Annotated in this window: 19 protein-coding genes; 18 read left to right on the top strand and 1 reads right to left on the bottom strand. The window is 33.5% G+C overall.

The window, feature by feature from the left end; translation table 11 throughout:
- Positions 1-9 precede the first annotated feature (9 nt).
- The 18 genes from ADM90_RS06820 to ADM90_RS06735 all read left to right on the top strand — a co-directional run bounded on the left by ADM90_RS06820 (position 10) and on the right by ADM90_RS06735 (position 20,001).
- Entirely contained in the window at positions 10-648 is a 639-nt protein-coding gene (locus tag ADM90_RS06820) for a phage tail domain-containing protein (protein ID WP_053994266.1), read from the top strand.
- A gap of 11 nt (positions 649-659) precedes the next feature.
- Positions 660-4,472, top strand: a complete 3,813-nt coding sequence (locus ADM90_RS06815) for a phage tail protein (RefSeq protein ID WP_053994265.1) — start codon at positions 660-662, stop codon at positions 4,470-4,472.
- Between the two features lie 15 nt (positions 4,473-4,487).
- The gene (locus ADM90_RS24995) at positions 4,488-4,892 is read left to right on the top strand and encodes a hypothetical protein (RefSeq protein WP_053994264.1); all 405 of its coding nucleotides are present in this window, start codon (positions 4,488-4,490) and stop codon (positions 4,890-4,892) included.
- A gap of 13 nt (positions 4,893-4,905) precedes the next feature.
- A complete protein-coding gene (locus ADM90_RS06805) occupies positions 4,906-6,066 on the top strand; it encodes a hypothetical protein (RefSeq protein ID WP_053994263.1) in 1,161 nt (386 codons plus the stop codon).
- Between the two features lie 25 nt (positions 6,067-6,091).
- Positions 6,092-6,838, top strand: coding sequence for a hypothetical protein (locus ADM90_RS06800; protein ID WP_053994262.1), 747 nt, complete (start codon positions 6,092-6,094; stop codon positions 6,836-6,838).
- Between the two features lie 109 nt (positions 6,839-6,947).
- A complete protein-coding gene (locus ADM90_RS06795; protein WP_053994261.1) occupies positions 6,948-7,544 on the top strand; it encodes a hypothetical protein in 597 nt (198 codons plus the stop codon).
- Between the two features lie 18 nt (positions 7,545-7,562).
- Positions 7,563-7,898, top strand: a complete 336-nt coding sequence (locus tag ADM90_RS06790; protein ID WP_053994260.1) for a hypothetical protein — start codon at positions 7,563-7,565, stop codon at positions 7,896-7,898.
- Positions 7,879-9,825: a LamG-like jellyroll fold domain-containing protein gene (locus tag ADM90_RS06785; RefSeq protein ID WP_053994259.1), complete on the top strand. Its 1,947-nt coding sequence runs from the start codon at positions 7,879-7,881 to the stop codon at positions 9,823-9,825. Before ADM90_RS06790 ends, ADM90_RS06785 begins: the two co-directional genes overlap by 20 nt.
- Positions 9,826-10,566: a discoidin domain-containing protein gene (locus ADM90_RS06780; protein WP_053994258.1), complete on the top strand. Its 741-nt coding sequence runs from the start codon at positions 9,826-9,828 to the stop codon at positions 10,564-10,566.
- A gap of 46 nt (positions 10,567-10,612) precedes the next feature.
- A complete protein-coding gene (locus ADM90_RS06775) occupies positions 10,613-11,815 on the top strand; it encodes a discoidin domain-containing protein (protein WP_053994257.1) in 1,203 nt (400 codons plus the stop codon).
- 1 nt (position 11,816) lies between these two features.
- On the top strand, positions 11,817-13,205 hold the full coding sequence (locus tag ADM90_RS06770) for a LamG domain-containing protein (protein ID WP_053994256.1): 1,389 nt from the start codon (positions 11,817-11,819) through the stop codon (positions 13,203-13,205).
- Positions 13,206-13,249: 44 nt separating this feature from the next.
- Entirely contained in the window at positions 13,250-15,547 is a 2,298-nt protein-coding gene (locus tag ADM90_RS06765) for a laminin G domain-containing protein (protein WP_053994255.1), read from the top strand.
- Between the two features lie 31 nt (positions 15,548-15,578).
- Positions 15,579-17,603 (top strand): DNRLRE domain-containing protein, encoded by a 2,025-nt coding sequence (locus tag ADM90_RS06760; protein ID WP_053994254.1) that lies wholly within the window; start codon positions 15,579-15,581, stop codon positions 17,601-17,603.
- A 20-nt stretch (positions 17,604-17,623) separates the two neighbouring features.
- On the top strand, positions 17,624-18,088 hold the full coding sequence (locus ADM90_RS06755; RefSeq protein WP_053994253.1) for a hypothetical protein: 465 nt from the start codon (positions 17,624-17,626) through the stop codon (positions 18,086-18,088).
- Between the two features lie 70 nt (positions 18,089-18,158).
- On the top strand, positions 18,159-18,572 hold the full coding sequence (locus ADM90_RS06750) for a hypothetical protein (RefSeq protein ID WP_152927973.1): 414 nt from the start codon (positions 18,159-18,161) through the stop codon (positions 18,570-18,572).
- 17 nt (positions 18,573-18,589) lie between these two features.
- Entirely contained in the window at positions 18,590-18,859 is a 270-nt protein-coding gene (locus ADM90_RS06745; RefSeq protein WP_053994251.1) for a phage holin, read from the top strand.
- 11 nt (positions 18,860-18,870) lie between these two features.
- The gene (locus tag ADM90_RS06740; protein ID WP_053994250.1) at positions 18,871-19,542 is read left to right on the top strand and encodes a M23 family metallopeptidase; all 672 of its coding nucleotides are present in this window, start codon (positions 18,871-18,873) and stop codon (positions 19,540-19,542) included.
- Positions 19,543-19,608: 66 nt separating this feature from the next.
- Positions 19,609-20,001: a hypothetical protein gene (locus tag ADM90_RS06735; RefSeq protein ID WP_235473360.1), complete on the top strand. Its 393-nt coding sequence runs from the start codon at positions 19,609-19,611 to the stop codon at positions 19,999-20,001.
- A gap of 137 nt (positions 20,002-20,138) precedes the next feature.
- Here ADM90_RS06735 and ADM90_RS06730 read toward each other — a convergent pair whose 3' ends face one another.
- Positions 20,139-20,873, bottom strand: a complete 735-nt coding sequence (locus ADM90_RS06730; protein WP_053994249.1) for a hypothetical protein — start codon at positions 20,871-20,873, stop codon at positions 20,139-20,141.
- Between the last annotated feature and the right edge of the window lie 127 nt (positions 20,874-21,000).

Below are 21,000 nucleotides of genomic sequence, written 5' to 3'. Positions count from 1 at the left end.
GGTTTTATTATGAAATGGGGTTCTTTAATATATTCTACAGGCTCTTACGTCTCTAAAAGCTATGCAATATCCAATGTTTCATCAAAATACCTAACAACGATCCTTGCAAATATTATCAATATACATCATCAAAAAGTTGAATTTTTCTATTCTCTTTCCTATGACTATAGTAATTGGACTAAATGGAAATTAATAAATTTCAATGACAAAACCTTATTAAATGATTATAAATTAGAAGGATTAATTTTTAGATACAAAATTGTACTAAATGCCGATAAAAATGATAAAAAACCATATATACAATCCTTCTCTATTGCCTTTGATCCTTGTGAATTGATGGAAAATTTAGGTGATTGCATAATCAAGCCTAAACTCTGGATTCGAAAAAAGAATGGTAACGGTGATATTGAACTTACTAATATAATGTCCAATCAAACTTTAATAATGAAAAACTTAATTGACAATGAAGAAGTTTTTATTGATTGCCAAAAAGAAGATATCGTTTCGAACAGACAGCATTTAGGGGTTTATAGATATGATGACCATAATGATGAATATTTAGAATTAGCAGTTGGTCATAATTTCTTAAAGGGTAAAGGAGATTTTGATATGGTTATGAGGTACCAATATATTTTTATACAGGAGTGAGGTGAAATTCATTGAAATTAGGTGAAATAAACTATAATTTAAAACCTGATGATGCAAGAATCTTTCTATGTAGACCAGATAAGAAAACCATTGCTAGAATTGGCGAGGCTTATGATATTCTTTATAATACCAAAGTTTCTATCCTAAACGAAATTTCTTTTAAAATCCCTACTACCCTAATTGAAGACGGCGTTCCTGTTGATAACAAAAATATTGATAAAATTAAAAACCGTTATCTCTTTAAATTGAAATATGGACATATTACAGAGTATTTTTTATTAAATGAATCCAACAAGGCATATAGCGATGATGAATATATTCAATACTCTGCCCTATCCTTAGGCATTCAGTTAAGTGATAAAAATATAAGAAATTTTGAAGTTGTCAGTAAGACATTATCTCAAATTACTACTGAAATTTTATCTTCAGTAAATACAATATGGAAATTAGGCTATGTAGATAGCTACTTTGAAGAAATTTATCGAAGCTATGAGGTGGCATCAAATAATGCATTAGAAATTATTTATGACTTAGCCAAGCTTTGGAATGCCTTAATTGTTTGGGATTCTATTAAGTGTGAGATCCATTTCTATAGACCTGAAAATATAGGCAAGGATAAGGGATTTTATATACGAGATGGTAAATATTTAGAGTCATTTAATTTAGCGATCAATACAATTGACACAATTACTCGATTAAAAGTATATGGCCAAGATGGCTTATCCATACATCGATTAAATCCTACAGGCCAATCATATCTCGAAGATTACAGATACTACCTCTACCCTTTCAAACGTGAAAATGGGCTGGTTGTTAGTCACTCAAAATATTTAACAGATAGCCTATGTATGGCACTAGAGGATTATCAAGCATTAGTAGAATCACTCTCTGAGAAATTCACGAATTTAACCACAATGGTCACTACACAAAATTCGATTATCCAGACCGAGGAACAAAAACTAAGTGCTCTAAATACACAAAGGATCGTCATTGAAGATGAGCTAGATTTGTCAAATGCTAACTTTCAATCCTCCACCCTTAATCACCAAGACATTATTCAACGATTAGAGGCAAAGCGCTTAGAAATATCTAATCAAGAGGCTTTTATAAGAAGCTTAAATTATCAGCTTTCTGATTATGAAAATGACTTAAATGATTTAAGAGAAAAATTAGCAAGAGAAAATAACTTTACGGTTGAGCAGCTAGCAGAGTTATCAAATTTTGAAATTGAAAAAGAATACATTAACGATTCCATTATTGATGATGAAGATTTAATGGAAGAAGGCCAAGAAGTATTTAGAACATATCTTGAACCTAAAATTAAGCTTGATATGAATTTAATTGATTTCCTCTCTATCGTTGAATGTCAAAATGATTGGGATAAGCTAGGTTTAGGAGATATTGTAAGGGTTAGATACGACCGTTTACAAGTAGATATAAAAGCTAAAATTACTGAGATTGCACATAATTTTGAAAATGAAAGCATTTCTGTTGTGATTGAAAATGAATTTGATGAAGAGAATAACTGGCTAGAGCAACTAAATAAAGCGGGTAATACGTCCACTATTGTTCAAATGGATAAATGGAAATGGAATTTGTCTGAAAAAAATAATGGTGCCATCAATGATATTATCAATAATAAATGGGATGCCTTAAAAAATGCAGTGATGGCAGGATACAATCAGAAAATTGAAATCAGTGAACGTGGAATTATTGTAAGAGATTTAGAAGACCCTTTAAGCTGGTTAGTGATCCAAAATGGATTTCTAGCAATTACCAATGATAACGGTGAGTCTTGGAAACATGCTATTTCTAAGGATGGTATATTTGGTGAACGTATTTTTGGAAAGATCATATCAGGTGTCAACCTAATGATTGAGGATGAATCGGGTATATGGATCACACAAGGCTCGAGAACGACGATTTATAACCGTCAAGGTGATGAGGTAATGTATGTAGGCCTAGTTTCTGAGAATCAAAAAGATAGCGCAGGAAACCTAATACCTCAAGACAATGAATGCTTTGGACTTGTCTCTTGGAATCATATCACAAGAGTTGCCCTAACAACATGTGAAGGCTTCTCAGTTAGTAAAAAAGATAATGATGAGTGGAAAAAAGTATTATGGGCTAATACTGATGGCACACTGTATTCCCGACATATGGTCGCTGAGAACATTAAAGTCGTCAATAATTTAGATGAAGTAATTTTAGATGCTGAGAATAATTACTTTAATATTGGATTATTAGACAAGATTGTCGCAGACGGTAAATTAACAACACTTGAAAAATTAGAACTGATTAAAGAATTGTATAAAATTCATTCAGACTACAAATTGCTTCTGCAACAAGCTCAAAAATATATAAGAAGTGATAGAGATAATCTAACAGATGTTGAGGGTGCTTTTAATGTAGCAATGCAAACCTTCCCTACTGTTTATTCAACCACTGATAAATACTCAACAAGTGCATTAAAAAATGCTTACTTAGAGCTAATGAATGGCATGTCTAGCTATATCAAAATCATTAATAATGGGTACTCAGAATCACAAAATTTACATATTGATATGACAGATCCTATTACTGAATCCACGAGTCACATTGAGAATCGTGGTATTTTTGTGCAAAAATTTAAAAACTATTATGATGAGGCAACCCGACTTCGGCAACAAATTGAAGACTCACTATTTTATTCTGGTATCACAATGGGTAGATATCACAACAATCTTATTATGAATGATTTTGGTTTTATTGCTGTGCGTAGCGATGGTAAATATAGAGCCTACCTAAATGCTACTAATGGACTTGCCCTACAAAAATGGGAAAATGGCCAATGGGTTAGCAAATTATTTGCAACATTAGGAGATGCTAAATGGGAAGACGGGACACTGTATGCTGAAGGTTTGGTAACTAAAAATCTGCGGATTGTTGATGGTGATTTAGGTGATGCCATTACATTTGACTGGCTGGACGGTATTACTATCTATGGTAGAAATGGCGAAGAAATTAGGCTCAATGCAAATGAAGCAATCTCCATTTATGTTAATGGAGATAAAAAGTTTTACGTTGGAACGGATGGCAGACTTTATGCAAAAGATATCACTACTCATAATTTAAAAATTGTAGATGGCTTCTTAGGTGAAAAAATCATCTTTGATCAAAATGATGGCATTACGATTAATGGCAATAACGGTGAACAAATTCGCCTAAATGCTAATGAAGGTATTGCGATTGATGTTCATTCAGAGCCTAGATTTTGGATAAGCAAAGATGGTTACCTCTACGCTCGAAAATTATTTATTATGAATGGTGAATTAGATGAAAAAATTCTTGAATCCTTAGGTGAGGATAATAGCTTTATATCTGATTTAACAGTCACTAAATTAAGAACTTATGACCCTAATGATCCTGATAATTATGTTCATATTAAACAAAAGTTCTTGCGATTTATCACTAAAAGCGGTTCAACAGAAAATACCAAATATGAAATGTATTTTGAAGGTTCAGGAGTGCAAGCCTACCCTGTTGCTATTTGGGGCAGTGGCTCAGGAAATAATACAAATAATAATAAAGCAAAGCAATATAAGACATCTGAAGGATTCTTTACGGAATATATCGATGAGGGTGGCGAAAAACATGCTATTAATTTAAACACGGATCGAACAAAGTCGATAGAAATCACTACACCTCGAACAGTCTCCATAAAAGGAGGTGGTGGCAGCATTATAATGAATAACTCACAATTAGAAATAAAATTTGGCAGTAATGCGATTACGATGTCCGCAAGCGGCATTAAAGTAAACGGTACACGTATTGACCTAAATTAAAGAAAGGAATTTTACATGGCAAAGATAGCTTTAAATAATGCGACAATCTCTGATACTACTGCATTCAATCACATCCAGTATCAACAATTTGATAATGGCAATTGGCTACCTAAAACAACAGAGGCAATTATCAAGGGTACTGTTACATCCACAGTAACAAATGTAATAATTAATGGTAAAGCCCCTATTATTCAAGGCAATAGAACGATTGAGAATGATACCTATACCCTACCTGCTGGTGGCGTTTATATCAATGGTGCTCATACCAATGCTCAGGGTTCAGTGACAGTCGGAAATAGTAGAAGTGTCTTTATTAATGGAAAATCAGTTGCTATTGAAAATTCCAATGTGACAACCCATGCAGGAACTAACTGTAAAATCAATGGTGGCGTTAGTTCTACTGTAAATATAGGCTCATAAAGAAGGTGATACATTGTCACTCCCTGTCAATTACCTAGAATTTAATAACCCTATCCATATTGTTTGGCGAAAAGGAACTCCCTCAGACCCATATATTGATAGGCTGGATATTGCCCGTGTTGTCAATCAGCGCGTATTTTTGTTAGAAATTCCCGATGAAATGTTTAGAGTTAGAATTTCTGGGATGTTTGAGATTAACTATGAAAAATTTATCAAACAAAACTTAAAGAACAACGAATTTTATGTAGACTATACAAATGGATTTATTTATTTTCATGTATCTAGGGAAGCTGAAACCATGTCCATTGTCTATAAAGGCAGAGGCTTAATTCTCTATCCTTCTACACGTATTGCTCATTATGATGGGACAGATTCTACAGAGACATTACATGAAATTATCGAGAAAAGTAAATCACAGGTTCGAGAATTGATTGATCGAACTGACAACTATGAAGAATATCTAAAAAAGCTTACTGTTGCTATTAACAATTCTAATCATGCGACTGATCAAGCTTTAGATGCAACTCAAAAGGCAAAGGATGCTACAGAATTAGTAAAGGATGCTTACGAAACAACAGTTTTAATTTATCAGCCTTTCGTAAATACATATGATGAGATTGCACAAAAATTCCCCTACCCTGAAGTGGGATGGACTACACAAGTCTATGACACTGGTATTCGTTACAGATGGAATGGAAAAGCATGGGTGCCTATTGATGCTTTAGGCGGTAATATCCCTCTTGCAAGTGAGATTATCAATGGCTTAATGAGTAAAGAACAGTTCACGAAAGTCAAAAATATTACTGAATTTGTTAATGAAAAAACGATAGTATTCATCATTCCAAAAGATATTTTGCAAGGTGTACAAGACCCCCATATAGTATTTGAATGGGATGGTGAAATTGTTGAAATAAAAGCATGTGTTTCAACTACAGGCTTACAACCTACCCCTATCCATGTACAAAAATCGACTAATTTTACAGATTGGTTTGATATTACGGATAGCCCCATAATCATCGCGGAAGAGAAACATTATGATAATCAAACATTTTTAGTAACAAATGTCCAAGTAAAGAAGGGAGATGTATTTCGACTATACATCCCTTCTTTTTTAATTGATGCTCAAAATTTATCCGTAAATATAAAAATATTGCTAAATGATTCAATATTATAATACAAAGGAAAGAAGGAATTTAATTATGACAAATGAACCTATGGTAAGTTGGTATGAAGGCACTAATGAAAAATCAAAAGAAGTAAAATCGACTGTTAATTTTGGTACAGTTGATGCAGACTCCTCTTCTCCTATTAAAATTTTCTATATTTGGAACAATCGTGGTGGTTCTGATGATTGCTCAAAAATGGAAGAAGTTGTGTTCACTACTCGTGACCGTAATGGTGGTACAGGCGATACAGTTGGTAATATTGTAGAAGCTGTTCGTGATAATTGGTTTCACGTCAGAGTTGATTCATTAAATGAATCAGACTTCACACCTATTGGTAAAGGTGGTATTCCTGATAATCCAACAGGTGTGAAACCGCTCGGTACAAATGGAACAACAACTAATAAGAACGCAGCTACTGCTTCTGTATGGACAGCCTCTATTCCATTAACTCTTGGCGCATACGTGCAGCCCACTGTACCAAATGGTTTCATTTATAAGGTTACTAAAGCAGGGACAACAGATGGCACACAACCTGGATGGATTACAGTAGAAGGAAATCCTGTAGTAGATGGAACTGTAGAATATATTTCTGTAAAAATTGAGAAAATACCTGCTACACAAGAAATTTTAGGTTTAGCCAATGCTACTAAAGATGATGGGACAAACGCTAATTTAGCAGGTGGGAACTTTGTTCAAGTTTCAGTGTATGCCGAAGTCCCTATTACAGCAAGTGCAGGGAAAAATCAATTAGTTCAACGTGTTTCGTATCGTTACGTTTAATACATACAAACAATATAAATTTTACAGGGTAAGGGGCTTGCTCCCCTACCCTATTTTTATCGCATTTTATAAGTAAAAAACTTCAATACAATGAAGGAGATTGATAGAAATGATATTTGCCGATTCAAGAAATATACAAGCGGTTAGTATTCCCTTTAATTGGAATGCTGACTATGCAGATGGAAAAAACTATGCGGAGTATGATCTGCTCACGCATAAGAAAAATGATTTTTATTTAATACAGAAAAATCAGGTCATTCGTTTTGGTTTGTTTGGTCAAGGAATGAAGTTTTTCTTTGAAATGTCAGATGGTTCATTTAATCTAAATGGCAGAAGAATTGAAGTTGAATACATCGATGAAGAAAATAGAACCTATCATTTAACAACAAACTTCGCACATAAAGACCTTATAACATATAAAGAAGCCTATTCTGATTACAACAACATGCAAGGTATTCAGCAATCTAACTTAAAATCCATTAATTTTGGTTATAAAACAATTTACCAAAAAGATAATATTCAACTATTTTTCCAGCCCATCATTTCACTTCCTTTTAATAAGAGTGCTTTTATTGAAGTGAAATTAACCTCAAATAAAGACCTAAATGGTTATTTGATATTTAAGTCAAAAGGATTGGAAGTAGAGCGCTTCTATGCCCCACTAGAAGCGAATAAAGCAGGACAATTGAATTGGACAATCAAATAATAGAAAGCGTGGAAATACATGATGAAAAGATTTTGGCTACTTGTTCCTACTAAAAATGATTCCTTAGAAATAACAACTGCAAATAACAAGCTATCTTTAATTGAATCTTCAAAAAAAGAAGCCCACACAATAGAAACAGGAAAATACTCACTTGAAAAATTAATAGATAATTTGGTTAGTAAAGGTTTAAACGCCAAAATTGGAGAAATTAAAGCACCTAAAAATTCAAAATTAATTGTCTTATTTTTAGATAATTGGTTTACAAATATAAGTGGTAGTTTCTTTGCTTTTATTAATGGTATTGAATCTATTACACAGGAAAGGAAAATGCTCTATGGCAATTGTTGGCGGTAACTTAGAACGTAAAGAGATAGGCTTACCTATTGGCATTTCTGGTACTCATAACAACACAGAGATAGATTCAACAACAGGTTATTTACGATTAGCTCAGATTGATACGGATGGGCAAGGAAACCCTGTTTACGCAGAGGAAGGTACTTGGATTTCAGATGTTATTAATTTAGAGGATAAGTTTCATGATTTTGAAAAAGTGTTTAGTAATAGTGGTAATAACGGCTCAAGTTCATTTGCCATTTTAACAAGAGTTTCTGATAACAATCTGGATTGGTCTGATTGGACACCTATTGCGCTTGATGGAACAATTCAATCTGATACAAAGCAATACATTCAAGTTAGAATTGATTTATTTGCAGGGTTTGTGACAGATATTTTTTTAGTTGCTAATTCAGATTTTGAGAGTAATGAGTTTGTTGAAGATTCAAATGGGCTTAGATTAAAGCGGAATTATCAATATGACATGATGCTTGATTCAACATGGGTTGATGTAGGGAGCTTACACAGGAAGAAAGTTACTCATAAGGATTGGTTAAGGATTGATAAGCTAAATGTATATAAAGAAAAAACTTATACAAATAACTTGATTCCCATTATGACAAGCTACACTTCTCCTAGTGGTAAAGTAGAGTATGGTAATTCAACTTATTTAATATGGGGTAACTATAAATATGAGCCTTATCATCTTTTTGGTAGTGGTGAGTTCAGTAGTGCAAACAATACACCTATTTGGGTTTCATATGAGTTTACAGAACCAAAAAAAATTAGAAAATACAGAATAAGAACTCACTCTTGGAGTTATGAGAGAAGTCCTAAAAGTTGGAAATTCGAAGCATGGGATGGATTGAATTGGATTGTATTAGATACAAAAACAAATCAACCTACTTGGACAAATATTAATTTCAGAGAATACGTAATTAAAAATGATAATTACTACAAGAAATACAGAATATACTTGGAATCAAATTTTGGTGGAAGCCAAATTCATCTTAATAAATTAGAAATGATGGAAGAGATTGAAGATAAATCACTTATTTTACATGATGGTGAGTATAAGAAAGGAAAAGAAGTGCTTTCACCAAAGTCAAGCAATCTAATAGAACAATTAAAGTTTAACGACACTGATGTAGTTAAAGGTGTGAAAGAAACTATTTTTAACTCTCCTATTAGTCCAACTCGAATCTATGATTCTCAAGAAGGTTATGTAGTTAGTTTTAATGGAGTCAATCAATATTTGCGCTCAACAGTCAATAATTTATTTCCAATTGGCGATAAAGTGATAAAATATAAAGTTAAAACTTCATCAATGAAGCCACAAATTGTCATATCTACCTCAGAATCATCTAAACGAGGATGGTTTATTGGTCTTTCTGAAATAGGAACATTACATTATGCAGTTAATATCACAGGTGCTACAAATTGGAATATATCTGCTCAAAATGGTAAAGCTATGGTATGTGACAATGAGTGGCATGAAATAATGTTAGAATACAAAGATGGTCAGTACATTAGATGGTATGTAGATGGTGAATTAGACTATCACCTAACACATTCTTATAAAGAGTCTACAACTGCAACAAATAATTTAGTTATAGGTTGTAGAGCATCCGATTCAGGAGTTTCAACTAATAATCCTTACTATTTTGAAGGTCAATTTGCTAATTTGGAAATATATAAAGGAGAACTTAAAGAAATGGTGTTGTGGTCAACTGTATCTACCACTCTCCCTGCATCTCAACAATTTTTAGATAAAGGAATGGACAATCTATCTCCCCTACTTGACCGTAGAATAGAAACATTAGAGCCTATGTCGATGACAGAAAAAAATGAGGTTTTAGGTGTTGGCGAAGTTGGTAAAGTGTTTAGTAAAACTATTGATTTAAAGAAATATTTTGATATTAGAAGTATGAAAGTTGAGGTGAGATAAATGGCTACCAAAAAAATACTTATTCAATATCAAAATAGATTATATTCTTCAAAAATAATTAACATAATTAATCATACAAAAATGACCTCTAACACTACTCCTGCTCCATTAAAGATTAGTGCAAGTAGTACAAATACTGGAAACTCTAACTATCAACCTTGGAAAGTATTTAACGGAACTAATGCAGGTGGGGTTATTGACTCTTGGCTGTCAGGTAATGTTACGACAGGTTGGATTCAAATTGATTATGGAGTTAAAAAAATAGCAAATAGAGTTGCAATTAGCGCACAAATAACATCCGCTTGGTCAACAATATTGAATGCTCCTAAAGATTTTAATATTTTAGGAAGTAATAATGATGTAAACTTTGAGATAATAGGACAATATAGAAATCAAATTAATTGGAGTAGTGGTGAAACACGTAATTACAATATATCAAAACCAAATTTTTATCGTTATTACCGCATACAGATATTATCCGTTAATGGTGCAGGGCAGATGTCTCTTTCTGAAGTTTTATTTTCTTATACTTATCCTGAAGTAACAGAGATATCATTTTTAAATACAGGAAAATTAAATTCAAATAACTTCATTAAATATGGAGTTAATTTAAATGAATATACGCTAAATGTACTATTTTCTCATAAAAAGTATATTTTACAAGACACTATATCAGAAAATGAAGAAGGTCTTTGGGAAACTCAATTAGGTAGAAAACCACTCAGCATTAGTTTCAGTTAGTGCTGAGTTTTTATTTTCTTAATACAAGTAAGAAAGGAATGATTAAATGGCAGGAAACATAACTTGGTACGAAATAAACATGACCTCTAATACTTCTCCTTCTCCCTATGTGGCTAGTGCTAGTTCATTGCATAATAGTGGTAGTACAGCATGGGGAGCTTTTAATGGATTGCCTAGTGGACAATGGGTAACTCCTGACAATGTAGGAGTAGGCTCGTGGATTCAAATTTATTTAGGAGAGGAAACAAAAGTAAATTGGATTCAAATAAATCCTCGTAACGACACATATTTTTACCAAAATCCATACAAATTTAAAATTCAGTATTCTATGAATGGAGCTGATTGGTCAGATAGCGAAATCATAGTATCTCATAAATTCACAAGCATAAATGATGGGTTCAAAACTAAACTAGAATCAACTATTAAAGGTAAATACTTTAGACTATATGTGACAGAATTATTTTTAGGAAATCATAATATTAGTATAGGTGAAATAATTTATGGTTATGAAAATTCTGATAGGATGATTATTAAAAGTCCAATGACAAATAAACACTATTCTCTTGCAGAAAACACCCTAATCCATCTACCTAACAGTTCACCTAAAAACATGATTTTACATGGTATTGAACAAGGTAAAGAGATTCAATTAGATGTACCTTTTACTAAGCATAACTATGTTAATGCGTTACCTATTGCTAATGTGAAGGGTAAAGTGTTTACTCAAGATATTGGTAGAATTAATACTTTGAATACAAAAGAGGTTAAAGAGAGTGATTTTAAGCTTTTGTATACTTGGTATGAAACTAAAATGACTTCTAATAATACCCCTTCTCCTTTGACTGTTAATGCAAACAGTGAATTTAATACAGACCAACAAGCATGGAGAGCCTTTAACGGTGATGTTTATGGATTACCGTGGGCAACAGTCAATAATGCACACAACAATTCATGGATTCAAATAGATTTTGGTACTATTAGAAAGATAAATATAGTTCAATTAACACCAAGAAATGCACCAAATATAAATCAAACTCCAAAGGACTTCTATATACAAACATCAAAAGACAATCAGAACTGGACAACAGTTGGTGAATTTAATATTTCAGATTGGGTAGAATTTACACCAAAAATGCTACAATTGAATTTCAGCGAAGCTAGATATTGCAAGATAACTCATAGAACAGTTAACGGTGGAGCTAATGCTTCTTGGGCAGAAGTTTTATTTGGATTAAGAGAGGTGAACTAATATGGCAAGAGGACAGGTGTTATTGCAACCAGAAAATGGATGGAAAAGATATAATGATACTTTTTCTAGTTTGTATTGTGTAGGAAATTGGACTTATGCTTCTGTTGCTGGCTACCATCAAGGTGATAGAATTTTGTCTAATAAAATTGGTGACTATGTAAAATTCAAATTTACTGGTTCTAATATACGTATATTAGGAGCTTTAGGGCATACAGGAACAACATCAATAAATTCAAATCAAATAGACGTAAAAATAGATGACAATCCTATTGAATCATTTTCTGCGGTTTCAGATACTTCTCCTACAACGTTATATCAAGTAATTATGTATGAGAAATTAAATTTACCTCAAGGTGTTCATACTATAACAATAGAAAATAAACAAGATTTAAATGTAGTTTTAGATGCTGTTGACATTGATGTAGAAGGTGAATTGTTAAGACATGATTATTTCGAAACAAACTATTCAGAACCTATGCGTAAATATGGTGTCGCATGGTTTGGTTTTGATGAGGTTAGTGGAAATGTTTATGATAAATTAGGTAGTAATTATATAGGTACAGTATCAGGTGCAACTAGGGTTGAAGGTTGGAATGGTGAAGGATATGCTATGTCATTTAATGGGAGCAATCAGTATATTCAATTTAGTAGTAGAGCTATTCCGACAGGTGAAAAAAGTATTAGATGCAAAATTAAAGCATCAAATTCACCTAATTCTTCGTGGCAATATGTGATTACTGAAAGTAATGGAGCAAATTTAGGCACTTTAATAGCTTTAAATCCCTCTGGTCAATTATGTTTTATAAATTATAAAGCAAACAATGGAGTTACTCGATTTTACTTAGTATCAAGTATTAGTATAGTGGATAATAAATGGCATGATATATTAGTCACATGGAACGGAACAACTGATGAAAAAGGAGTGAAAATGTATATTGACAATATGCTTCAACCTAATAATATCGCCTTATCAGATTCGCTAGAGACTACTACTAGCGGAAGAAACTTAACAATTGGATATAGTGGTACTACTGCATATTTCAATGGTCAATTAGACGATTTACAAGTCTTTAATAAAGCCCTAATCCCTTCTGATTTTACTCAAAAGTGTTTAGCAATCAAATCTGAATCCAATAAAAACCTTGTCCTATCTTCTATTGTAACTCGTGTAAAAGAGATTCCTAATACAGAAGAATCTACTTTATTAAATCAAGGTGGAGTTATCCATGAGATTGATTCAGCAATTGATAGACCCCCACTTGACCTAACAGGAATTTCTACTGAATATGAAATTGTAAGTACTAATAAATCATCTTTAAACAATGGGAAGATGTTTACTATTCCCATTGATAATAATTTTAAAACAGCATTGGTTGAGGACAACTATTAATTTGGTTGTCCTTTTAATATGGAAAAATATTGGAGGTCAATACAATGGCTAATAGTAAGGATAATTTAAGTAAGTATGGTAAAGCTTTTATTGGCTTTGATGAACCTAGTGGTAATGCTATGGACTCGATTGGTGGTTATACAGGTACTTTGTATAACTCCCCTGCTCATGTGACAGGTTGGAATGGTAAGGGAAAGGCTATGTCATTTAATGGCATTAATCAATATGTACAATTTAACAATAGTATTGTACCTAATAATTCGTCATACACTATTCGTTTTAAATTTAAAAAGGATACTTTTCCTACTGTTTGGGGCAACATTTTAGCAACAACCAACTTTAGTGGCACAGCAAATGGTACTCATGTTGGAATTAGTACAAATGGTAGATTAAGTTTTGCTAATATAAAAAACGGTGTCAATAATATAAATGGTGTTACTACTTCTATATCTATATGTGATGGACAATGGCATGATGTAGTGATATTTTTCGATATTGAGAATAATAGTTTGAATATATTTATAGATGGAATTAACAGAGCTTCTAGGACACTTCAAGATGTTAATATTACTAATAATATGAATATGTTTATTGGAAGAAGTGGTGGAACTGATTATCTCTTATGCTCCATTGATTCGCTAGAGGTTTATCATCAAATTATTTCCCCTATCCCCGATAAATACCTAGTCCAGCACAACGCCCAACACAAATACCACAACGGCGCATCATGGCAAACAACTACAGCAATCGAAGAAAACTTCATTCAATATGGTATGAACAATCTAAATCATATTACAGAAACCCAATGGCAAGAACTATCAGGAGATAAATCAATCGTTATGTGGTCTGATTTTGAGGATAAACAATACGCATCTGTTGTACTAAATAAAGAACCATTTACAGCACAGGATTTACTAGGTGAAACACCTCAGGTTATTTACTACACCGATTCAGACGCTTCCCAAATCGTTGTAGAAACAGGTGTTGACCCATATAGTGTCTATGATTATATTGGTGAGCTACCTACTGTGATAGCATATACAGAATCAGCAGATGATATTATCGTTTCAACAACTACTGAGCCATTTGACCTTTATGATGAATTTGGTGATGAAGTTGAGGTTCTTTGTCATATAGGTGGTGAAACTGTCAATGAAGCAGATTTAATCCTTGAGGCAAATTGGTCACCTGTTGATGAATTAGAGGGGGATTTTGAGGTTGTGACATGGACGGATGAAGCGCCTGATACTGCTCAACGAGTGCTTGAAATGACAGCCGTACCGAAACCTCAATTTATTAAATTGGTCAATCCTAAACGTTTATACGGTTATTTAGATGAAGTAATCGCAACTGATATTTCTCAATCCTATCGTGATGAGACTCGTTATTTTGTGGCAGATGATGATACTAGTACATGGTATGTTTTGGATAAAGAAAGTAAGACTTTTGTTGAAGCAGATACTTCTACAGAACAGGCAATCTCAGCAAATGGTATGAAGCATGGTGAGCTGAATGCGATTACAGATAAGCAATGGCGCACTTGGAATAAAAAATACCTTAATATTGGTATTTTCCTAAAAGACAATCCTCGTGACACGATTGTTTCTGTTGTTGAAAATGTTTCATATAAAGACTATCTTCCACGTAATACGACAACTGTTTCAGATACAAGCTTATATATCTTAAATACAACAGCAAAAATTGATTTGCAGTTAAATGGAAATCTATTGACAGGTGTCTTAAGTGATGATGATTTAACACGTGTACAATATCGTGTATCCCTAAATGGTCAAAACTACTATCCGCATGATGGTAGTTGGACAACCTTAGGAAGCTCCCCTCAAAATATTGCTTTATCTTTTGCAAGCTCTGATATTAGGATTGATGATTGGAACACAGTGAAAGTAGAGTTTAGGGATTTCTACGGCACGATTGATTACTGGCAAAATCGATTTATGGGGGCTTATTCAGGTCTTATATTTAAAGATGTCTATGGTCAGTATTACTCCAGTGAAATCGGTGAACTGTTAAATTATCTTGATTTTGGTGTGATTATTGCAGGTCAAACTACAATTGAGCATGAAGTTATTTTAAAAAATCAATATGGCTATGATGTTAAAGATATTCATTTATATGCTAATACCACAAACTTCCCTACAGGAATGACATGTGAATTTAGTACAAGCCTATCTTCTTTCACACCTCAACCTGAATTAAGATTAAATAAAACATTGAAAAATAATGAAGAAATGTCATTTTTCATTCGATTAAAAACTGAATTAGGTGCAACGCCTGACGCAAATGGCTCATTTGACATTATCGTGAGAGCAGACAAAGCCTAATCACAATACAATGTGATAAGGAAGTGATTTTATGGAGGATTCAAATATTAATTTTTCCTCTCAAACTAGTGAAGATGAAATAGTAATAGCTTCTATTGCTGATTCATCTTTTATTTGTGTTGAATATGAAGTAAAGCCTAACAACTTATTTCAGGCAAAATATAAATTAATTGCTGTTGGTCAATCTGATACATCTAGTGAATTAACCTCAAGAGTAAAAAATAATGCTACAACTTTTGTGGAGATTACAGCTCGTACTATTGGACATGATCATAAAAATACAGATATTAATATTATGTATAGAGGTATGGCTGATGTACTTACTGAAATTCAACCCATAGGCTATAACAACCTAGCAATTGACATTGAAGTACCACCACATAATAGAATGTGGGCTACCTATGAAGTACAACAACCTCCTATTGTTACAGAGGTTTTTAATCCTTTCCAAGATGCTTTTACTAGAGAGAATCTTCCTTACCAATCCATTAACTATGGCTCCAGTTTATCTATGGTTGTGGGAAGAAGTGCTGATGATATTTGGCGTTCTTTTGTGCAATTTGATTTATCATGGTTCAATCCTTCCTATAGATTAACAGATGCAAAGCTTCGCTTATATTACACAGGCTCAGTTCCACAAAGCCTAAAGCTTGAGTTATTTAATGCTAATAGTACATGGTCGGAGTATAGTATTACTCACTTAAATAGGCCTACCCCTATTGAGCTAATTGCTGATGATTTCACTGTAAACATGGAAAAGAAATATGTAGAGTTCAATACGCTTAAAATCGTAGAAAATTGGATTCAGCAAAAGCAAGTCAATAATGGTTTTATACTGCGTGTAGCCAATGAGTCATTCAATGGCCTTGCTACTTTTAGAACCCGTGAGTCTATGAACCCACCTGAGTTAATTGTTAACTATTACGACTCACGAATTTTTAGCTTTGGACGCTCACAGGTGTTAACTGAAATTAACACCATAAAAAAAGGTGTTTCAGACTCTCACACAGAGATTGAAGTAGATTCAGTATTTCGTTTTAGTGCAATAGATACTTATATTTACGCTCACAGAAAAGAAGTTCCTTTAGATGAAGATATTATAGTTGAAATTACTGCTTCACTTCCTAAAATCCATTCAGAAATTATAGTGGCAATTCCTGTTGATGACGATATTTTTACTGGCATTAACGTGAGAATACCGGAATATAAAGAGATGAATGTCGAGCTAAGTATTTCAAGACCTATTGTACCAACTGAGATTTTTTCAAGCTATATTATTAACTTGCCTACAGAAATTGTTGCTAGAACTGTAGACGATAGTGAAATCTCAACTGCGCTGACAGTGTCACGATCTAGTGTAGCAACAGAAATATTGCCTAGATTATCTGGCATTGATGACATAGCAACTGAGATAGCGACTACAAGAAAACAAATACCTATTGAAATCAGCGTTTCCGTAGAAGCATACAATGACACAACTGTTGAATTAGAGGTAATAAATGAAAAGAAACAGCATCTAACGTTTGCTGAGATTTCTGTCTCTCGTGAAGAAGTTCTCATCGAAATTTCCCCACGAGTTGAGAACCAAATTAGTTTATATACTGAAATTTCAACAACTAGAGATAGTGTTTATACTGAGATTTTCAATAGATATGCAAGTCAAGTATTAGTGGAAATCGAACCGATCATTAAAAGTGATAGTAAAACTGAAATCACAGCTTCTACACCAAAAATTTGGTTAGAAATTACTTCTAGGGTTATGGAAGAAAACAATGTAGATACTGAAATCTTTATCCCTTTTGAAAATCTATTAGAAACAGAAATAACAGCACATATAACGAATAATGTTGATACTATTATTGATATTATCTCCGTTAATAAGATAAATGTTGAAATTACTGCTACAAAACCGAATGTGTGGACAGAGATTGTTATTCCTACTTGGGTCGACCTAGATATTCCAACAACGATTGAACCACGTATTCTCATGGTTCATAATATAGCCACAATTATTGTTGTAAATGGAAAGGTCTCTGGCTACGCATTTATTATGTAAAAAGAATGGAGCATAAAATTATGATAATAAAAAACTATGAAATTGGAGAATTACAATCTTTCCTTTTTAATTTAATTTTAAAGAATAAAGAGTCCAGAATGAGAACACGTTTTATTAATTTCTTATCAAATCAATTAGATGTAATACAAAGAGAGAGACAACAATTAATTAATGACTATGCCTCTAAGGACAATGATGGCAATATTGTAACAGAAACTAGAGCATTTAATAATAAAGAAGAGGAAATTGTTGTCTTTCCTTCTAAAGAAGCAGAAAAAGATGCTCAAACTCAAATTTTAATTTTAATGAATGAAGATTTTATTATTGAAGAAACTGCAGATAAAATAGAAATGCTTAAAACTGTACAGCATATTATCCTAAATTGTGATTTAGAATTTACAGGTCAAAAAGCTGTTCTCTATGATAGATTTTGTGAAATTTTTGAAGATATCCAGTTGCTACAAGATGCAGAAATTGCTCAGTGATTTCTTAAAAGGATAGGTGGGAGTTATCTCCCTCCTAATCCTTTAATAATTGATAAAAGTCGGTGATTACATGCAAAATGAAAAATTTGGTGAGCGATTAGCTAGTGTAGAAGTTGAAATCAAGAATCAAAAAAGCCGAATTTCTAAATTAGAGGGTAATAATGAATTGCTCCATCGTTTAACCGTTGTATCTGAGCAGCAGCAGGAAATGAATAAGCATCAACAAATCCAATTAAATAGTTTGGATAAAACGTTTAATAATATCAATATCAATCTAACAAAGTTAAATATGTCACAGGTGGAATTACAAGAGGATGTTAAAGAGATTGGTAAGCGTGTGGATGGCATTGAAGAGGATTTAGAGCAGGAAACGGCAAAGGGTAGCCTTTCAATTGGTGACATGATAAAACAATACCTTCACTGGTGGATACTGCTCCCTACAGTCATTATTGGCGCCCTTCTTTTAAAATCATTAGGGCTATAGGAAAGGAATTGATCGCCATGAAAATTAATTGGAACGTTCGTATTCATAATCCTCAATTTTGGATTACGGTAGGTTTATCTATTATTACCCCACTATTTGCCTATTACGGGATTACGGGAGCAGATTTAACTACTTGGGGAAGTGTCAAGAGCTTACTAATCAATGCAGCCTCTAACCCATATGTATTAGTGTTAATTGCTGTCAGTATATATAATGCCGTTTTAGATCCTACAACAGCTCACTTGGGGGATTCATCACAAGCATTAACCTATAAAAAACCGAAATGAGGGAATCATTAATGACAAACTTTATCTGTCCAGTAAAAAATGCAAGATTAACAAGTCCATTTGGCTGGAGGAATCTGGGGTTTGGTAAGGAATGGCACCAAGGTATTGACTTGGCAGCGACTGGGAAAGTTCCGATTTATGCTAGTGCAGCAGGTGTCATTAGTCGAGCGCAAGCTTTAAGTAGCTATGGGAATGTTGTCATGATTAGGCATACGATTAATGGTAAAACCTATGAAACAAATTATGCCCATTTAGATTCCTCTTGTGTGCGCGTGGGACAACGGGTGCAGCAAGGCCAGCAAGTTGGTGTGATGGGCAATACGGGTCGAGCGTTTGGCATCCATCTGCATTTCGAAATTCACCAAGGATTATGGGCTACTGGGCAGCCAAATGCCATTGACCCGATGAATTATATTTCATTAACAAATCAAACAGCTAGTAAAGGAGAGCTAACAATGTCACAATATACCGAATTACTAAATAAAATCAAACAGCTTGAAGAGGCATTAAAAACAAAGCAGCCCATTATTTCTTCTCAAAAAGCCTCTAAAACCCATAACGCTGCATGGGAATGGTTAAAAAATCAAGGTATTACAGATGGCTCAAACCCGCAAAACTTTTTAACACGTGAGCAATTTGCTACAATGCTTAAAAGATACCAGGATGCATCCACGAAAAAATAAACAACTTTTACGCTATACATAAAATTATTTTTATCGCAGTCAATCATGTTACAATAGGAAGGTATTTTGGCAACGAAGGAGATTGACATGAAGCTTTCAACGATTTTAAATATTTGTATTCTTTTATTTTTCACAGCCCTATTCGTCAATGATTTCTTTCCTCACACAGCATTTGCTGCGATATTAACGAAAAAGCTAATTCTTATCATACTTATTGTTTTAGTGATTGTTCGGATCGCTATCGATAAAGGACACTATAAAAAGCTGTCTAAAAAAGCCTATGTTGGTTTAACCTTCTATACAGTTGGGCTATGGATTGTCTTAACATTACTTGGCGGCAAGTCACAAATTGGGCTATCGTTCCCAAGTCCGCTATTCTATCTGATTGTGATATTACTTGGGCTTGATTTACTACGTATTTCCAGACAAGCTAAGCGCGAGCAAGTGGAGGGCAAATAAAAGCACACGCTATCCGTCACTTTTAGCACCCTTTCCGCTGCTTTTTCGTTGCTATCCCCTACTTTCATCGTGCTGTCTCATCAGCCATCCAAAAAAGCATGTCACCGATTGGCAGTTCAATCGGCAGACATGCTTTTTTAGGATTCTAAAACATTTAAAATAGCATCAAGCTCGTTCACAGCGTGATCGAGACGTTCCTTTGCCTCGATATTTTGCTTTTTTAATTGACTAAACTCGAGTAAATTTTTCTCATGCTTTAATTTAATAGACGATAAGCGTTCAATTCGCGCCTCTACCTTTTCGATGGCTTGCTCGCATACAGTTGTCCAGAGCTTTTCTGAATGCTGCATTTCCGTTGTAGAGGGGTTGTGCTGGCGCATAATTCGCGCATAGACCGCTTCAATTTGTTCGATTAATTCTGTGTAGAAATGTCGCTCAACGCGAGTTGTTTGAAAGGTTGGATGCTCAACCTCTTTTGCATATGGCGTAATTTGGCGTAAGAGTTTCCCAGCATTTTCTCCAAAACCATGTGATAAATTAAGTACATTCATTAATTGCAATAGCAGACGAATTTCCTCTAAATTAATAAGCTGTGAATCAATATTTTCTTTTACTTTTAATGATTCCATATAACGTCGATTGAAATGTTCAATTTCCCCATTGCGTTGCTCTACTAAATGGACACTTGCATTGTCTTTTAAGCTTTTAATATAGCGAATAGCATGGCTTTTTAGCTCTTCCGTCGACAGCAAGTTAGCATTATCTTGTTGTGGTTTGTCGCGTTGAACATACGCAAATGCATTTATTTGTTTAGGCCATTGAGCTGCTTGGGTTTCTTCTGAGACATTGTAGCGTATATAAATTCCGTGCATTTCCTATCCTCCAAGTCCATTAAACAAGTATCTTTTAAAGACAATAAATCGAATACAGCATTTTTTCAAGTAAAAACTGTTAGCAATCATTTAAAATCTTAAATGGCTGGTACTAGTTAGTATAACA

The organism is Lysinibacillus macroides (assembly GCF_001281525.1).
Lineage (GTDB): Bacteria > Bacillota > Bacilli > Bacillales_A > Planococcaceae > Lysinibacillus > Lysinibacillus macroides.
Note: the sequence above shows the minus strand (reverse complement) of the source record. Positions and strands in the feature narration are given on the sequence as shown.

Excerpts from the sequence above, each read along its gene's own strand:
- ADM90_RS06785 (WP_053994259.1), top strand. The coding sequence starts at position 7,879 with ATGGCAATTGTTGGCGGTAACTTAGAACGTAAAGAGATAGGCTTACCT.
- ADM90_RS06755 (WP_053994253.1), top strand. The coding sequence starts at position 17,624 with ATGATAATAAAAAACTATGAAATTGGAGAATTACAATCTTTCCTTTTT.
- ADM90_RS06740 (WP_053994250.1), top strand. The coding sequence starts at position 18,871 with ATGACAAACTTTATCTGTCCAGTAAAAAATGCAAGATTAACAAGTCCA.
- ADM90_RS06780 (WP_053994258.1), top strand. The coding sequence starts at position 9,826 with ATGGCTACCAAAAAAATACTTATTCAATATCAAAATAGATTATATTCT.
- ADM90_RS06745 (WP_053994251.1), top strand. The coding sequence starts at position 18,590 with ATGAAAATTAATTGGAACGTTCGTATTCATAATCCTCAATTTTGGATT.
- ADM90_RS06765 (WP_053994255.1), top strand. The coding sequence starts at position 13,250 with ATGGCTAATAGTAAGGATAATTTAAGTAAGTATGGTAAAGCTTTTATT.
- ADM90_RS06760 (WP_053994254.1), top strand. The coding sequence starts at position 15,579 with ATGGAGGATTCAAATATTAATTTTTCCTCTCAAACTAGTGAAGATGAA.
- ADM90_RS06750 (WP_152927973.1), top strand. The coding sequence starts at position 18,159 with ATGCAAAATGAAAAATTTGGTGAGCGATTAGCTAGTGTAGAAGTTGAA.
- ADM90_RS06820 (WP_053994266.1), top strand. The coding sequence starts at position 10 with ATGAAATGGGGTTCTTTAATATATTCTACAGGCTCTTACGTCTCTAAA.
- ADM90_RS06795 (WP_053994261.1), top strand. The coding sequence starts at position 6,948 with ATGATATTTGCCGATTCAAGAAATATACAAGCGGTTAGTATTCCCTTT.
- ADM90_RS24995 (WP_053994264.1), top strand. The coding sequence starts at position 4,488 with ATGGCAAAGATAGCTTTAAATAATGCGACAATCTCTGATACTACTGCA.
- ADM90_RS06800 (WP_053994262.1), top strand. The coding sequence starts at position 6,092 with ATGACAAATGAACCTATGGTAAGTTGGTATGAAGGCACTAATGAAAAA.
- ADM90_RS06790 (WP_053994260.1), top strand. The coding sequence starts at position 7,563 with ATGATGAAAAGATTTTGGCTACTTGTTCCTACTAAAAATGATTCCTTA.
- ADM90_RS06730 (WP_053994249.1), bottom strand. The coding sequence starts at position 20,873 with ATGCACGGAATTTATATACGCTACAATGTCTCAGAAGAAACCCAAGCA.
- ADM90_RS06775 (WP_053994257.1), top strand. The coding sequence starts at position 10,613 with ATGGCAGGAAACATAACTTGGTACGAAATAAACATGACCTCTAATACT.
- ADM90_RS06770 (WP_053994256.1), top strand. The coding sequence starts at position 11,817 with ATGGCAAGAGGACAGGTGTTATTGCAACCAGAAAATGGATGGAAAAGA.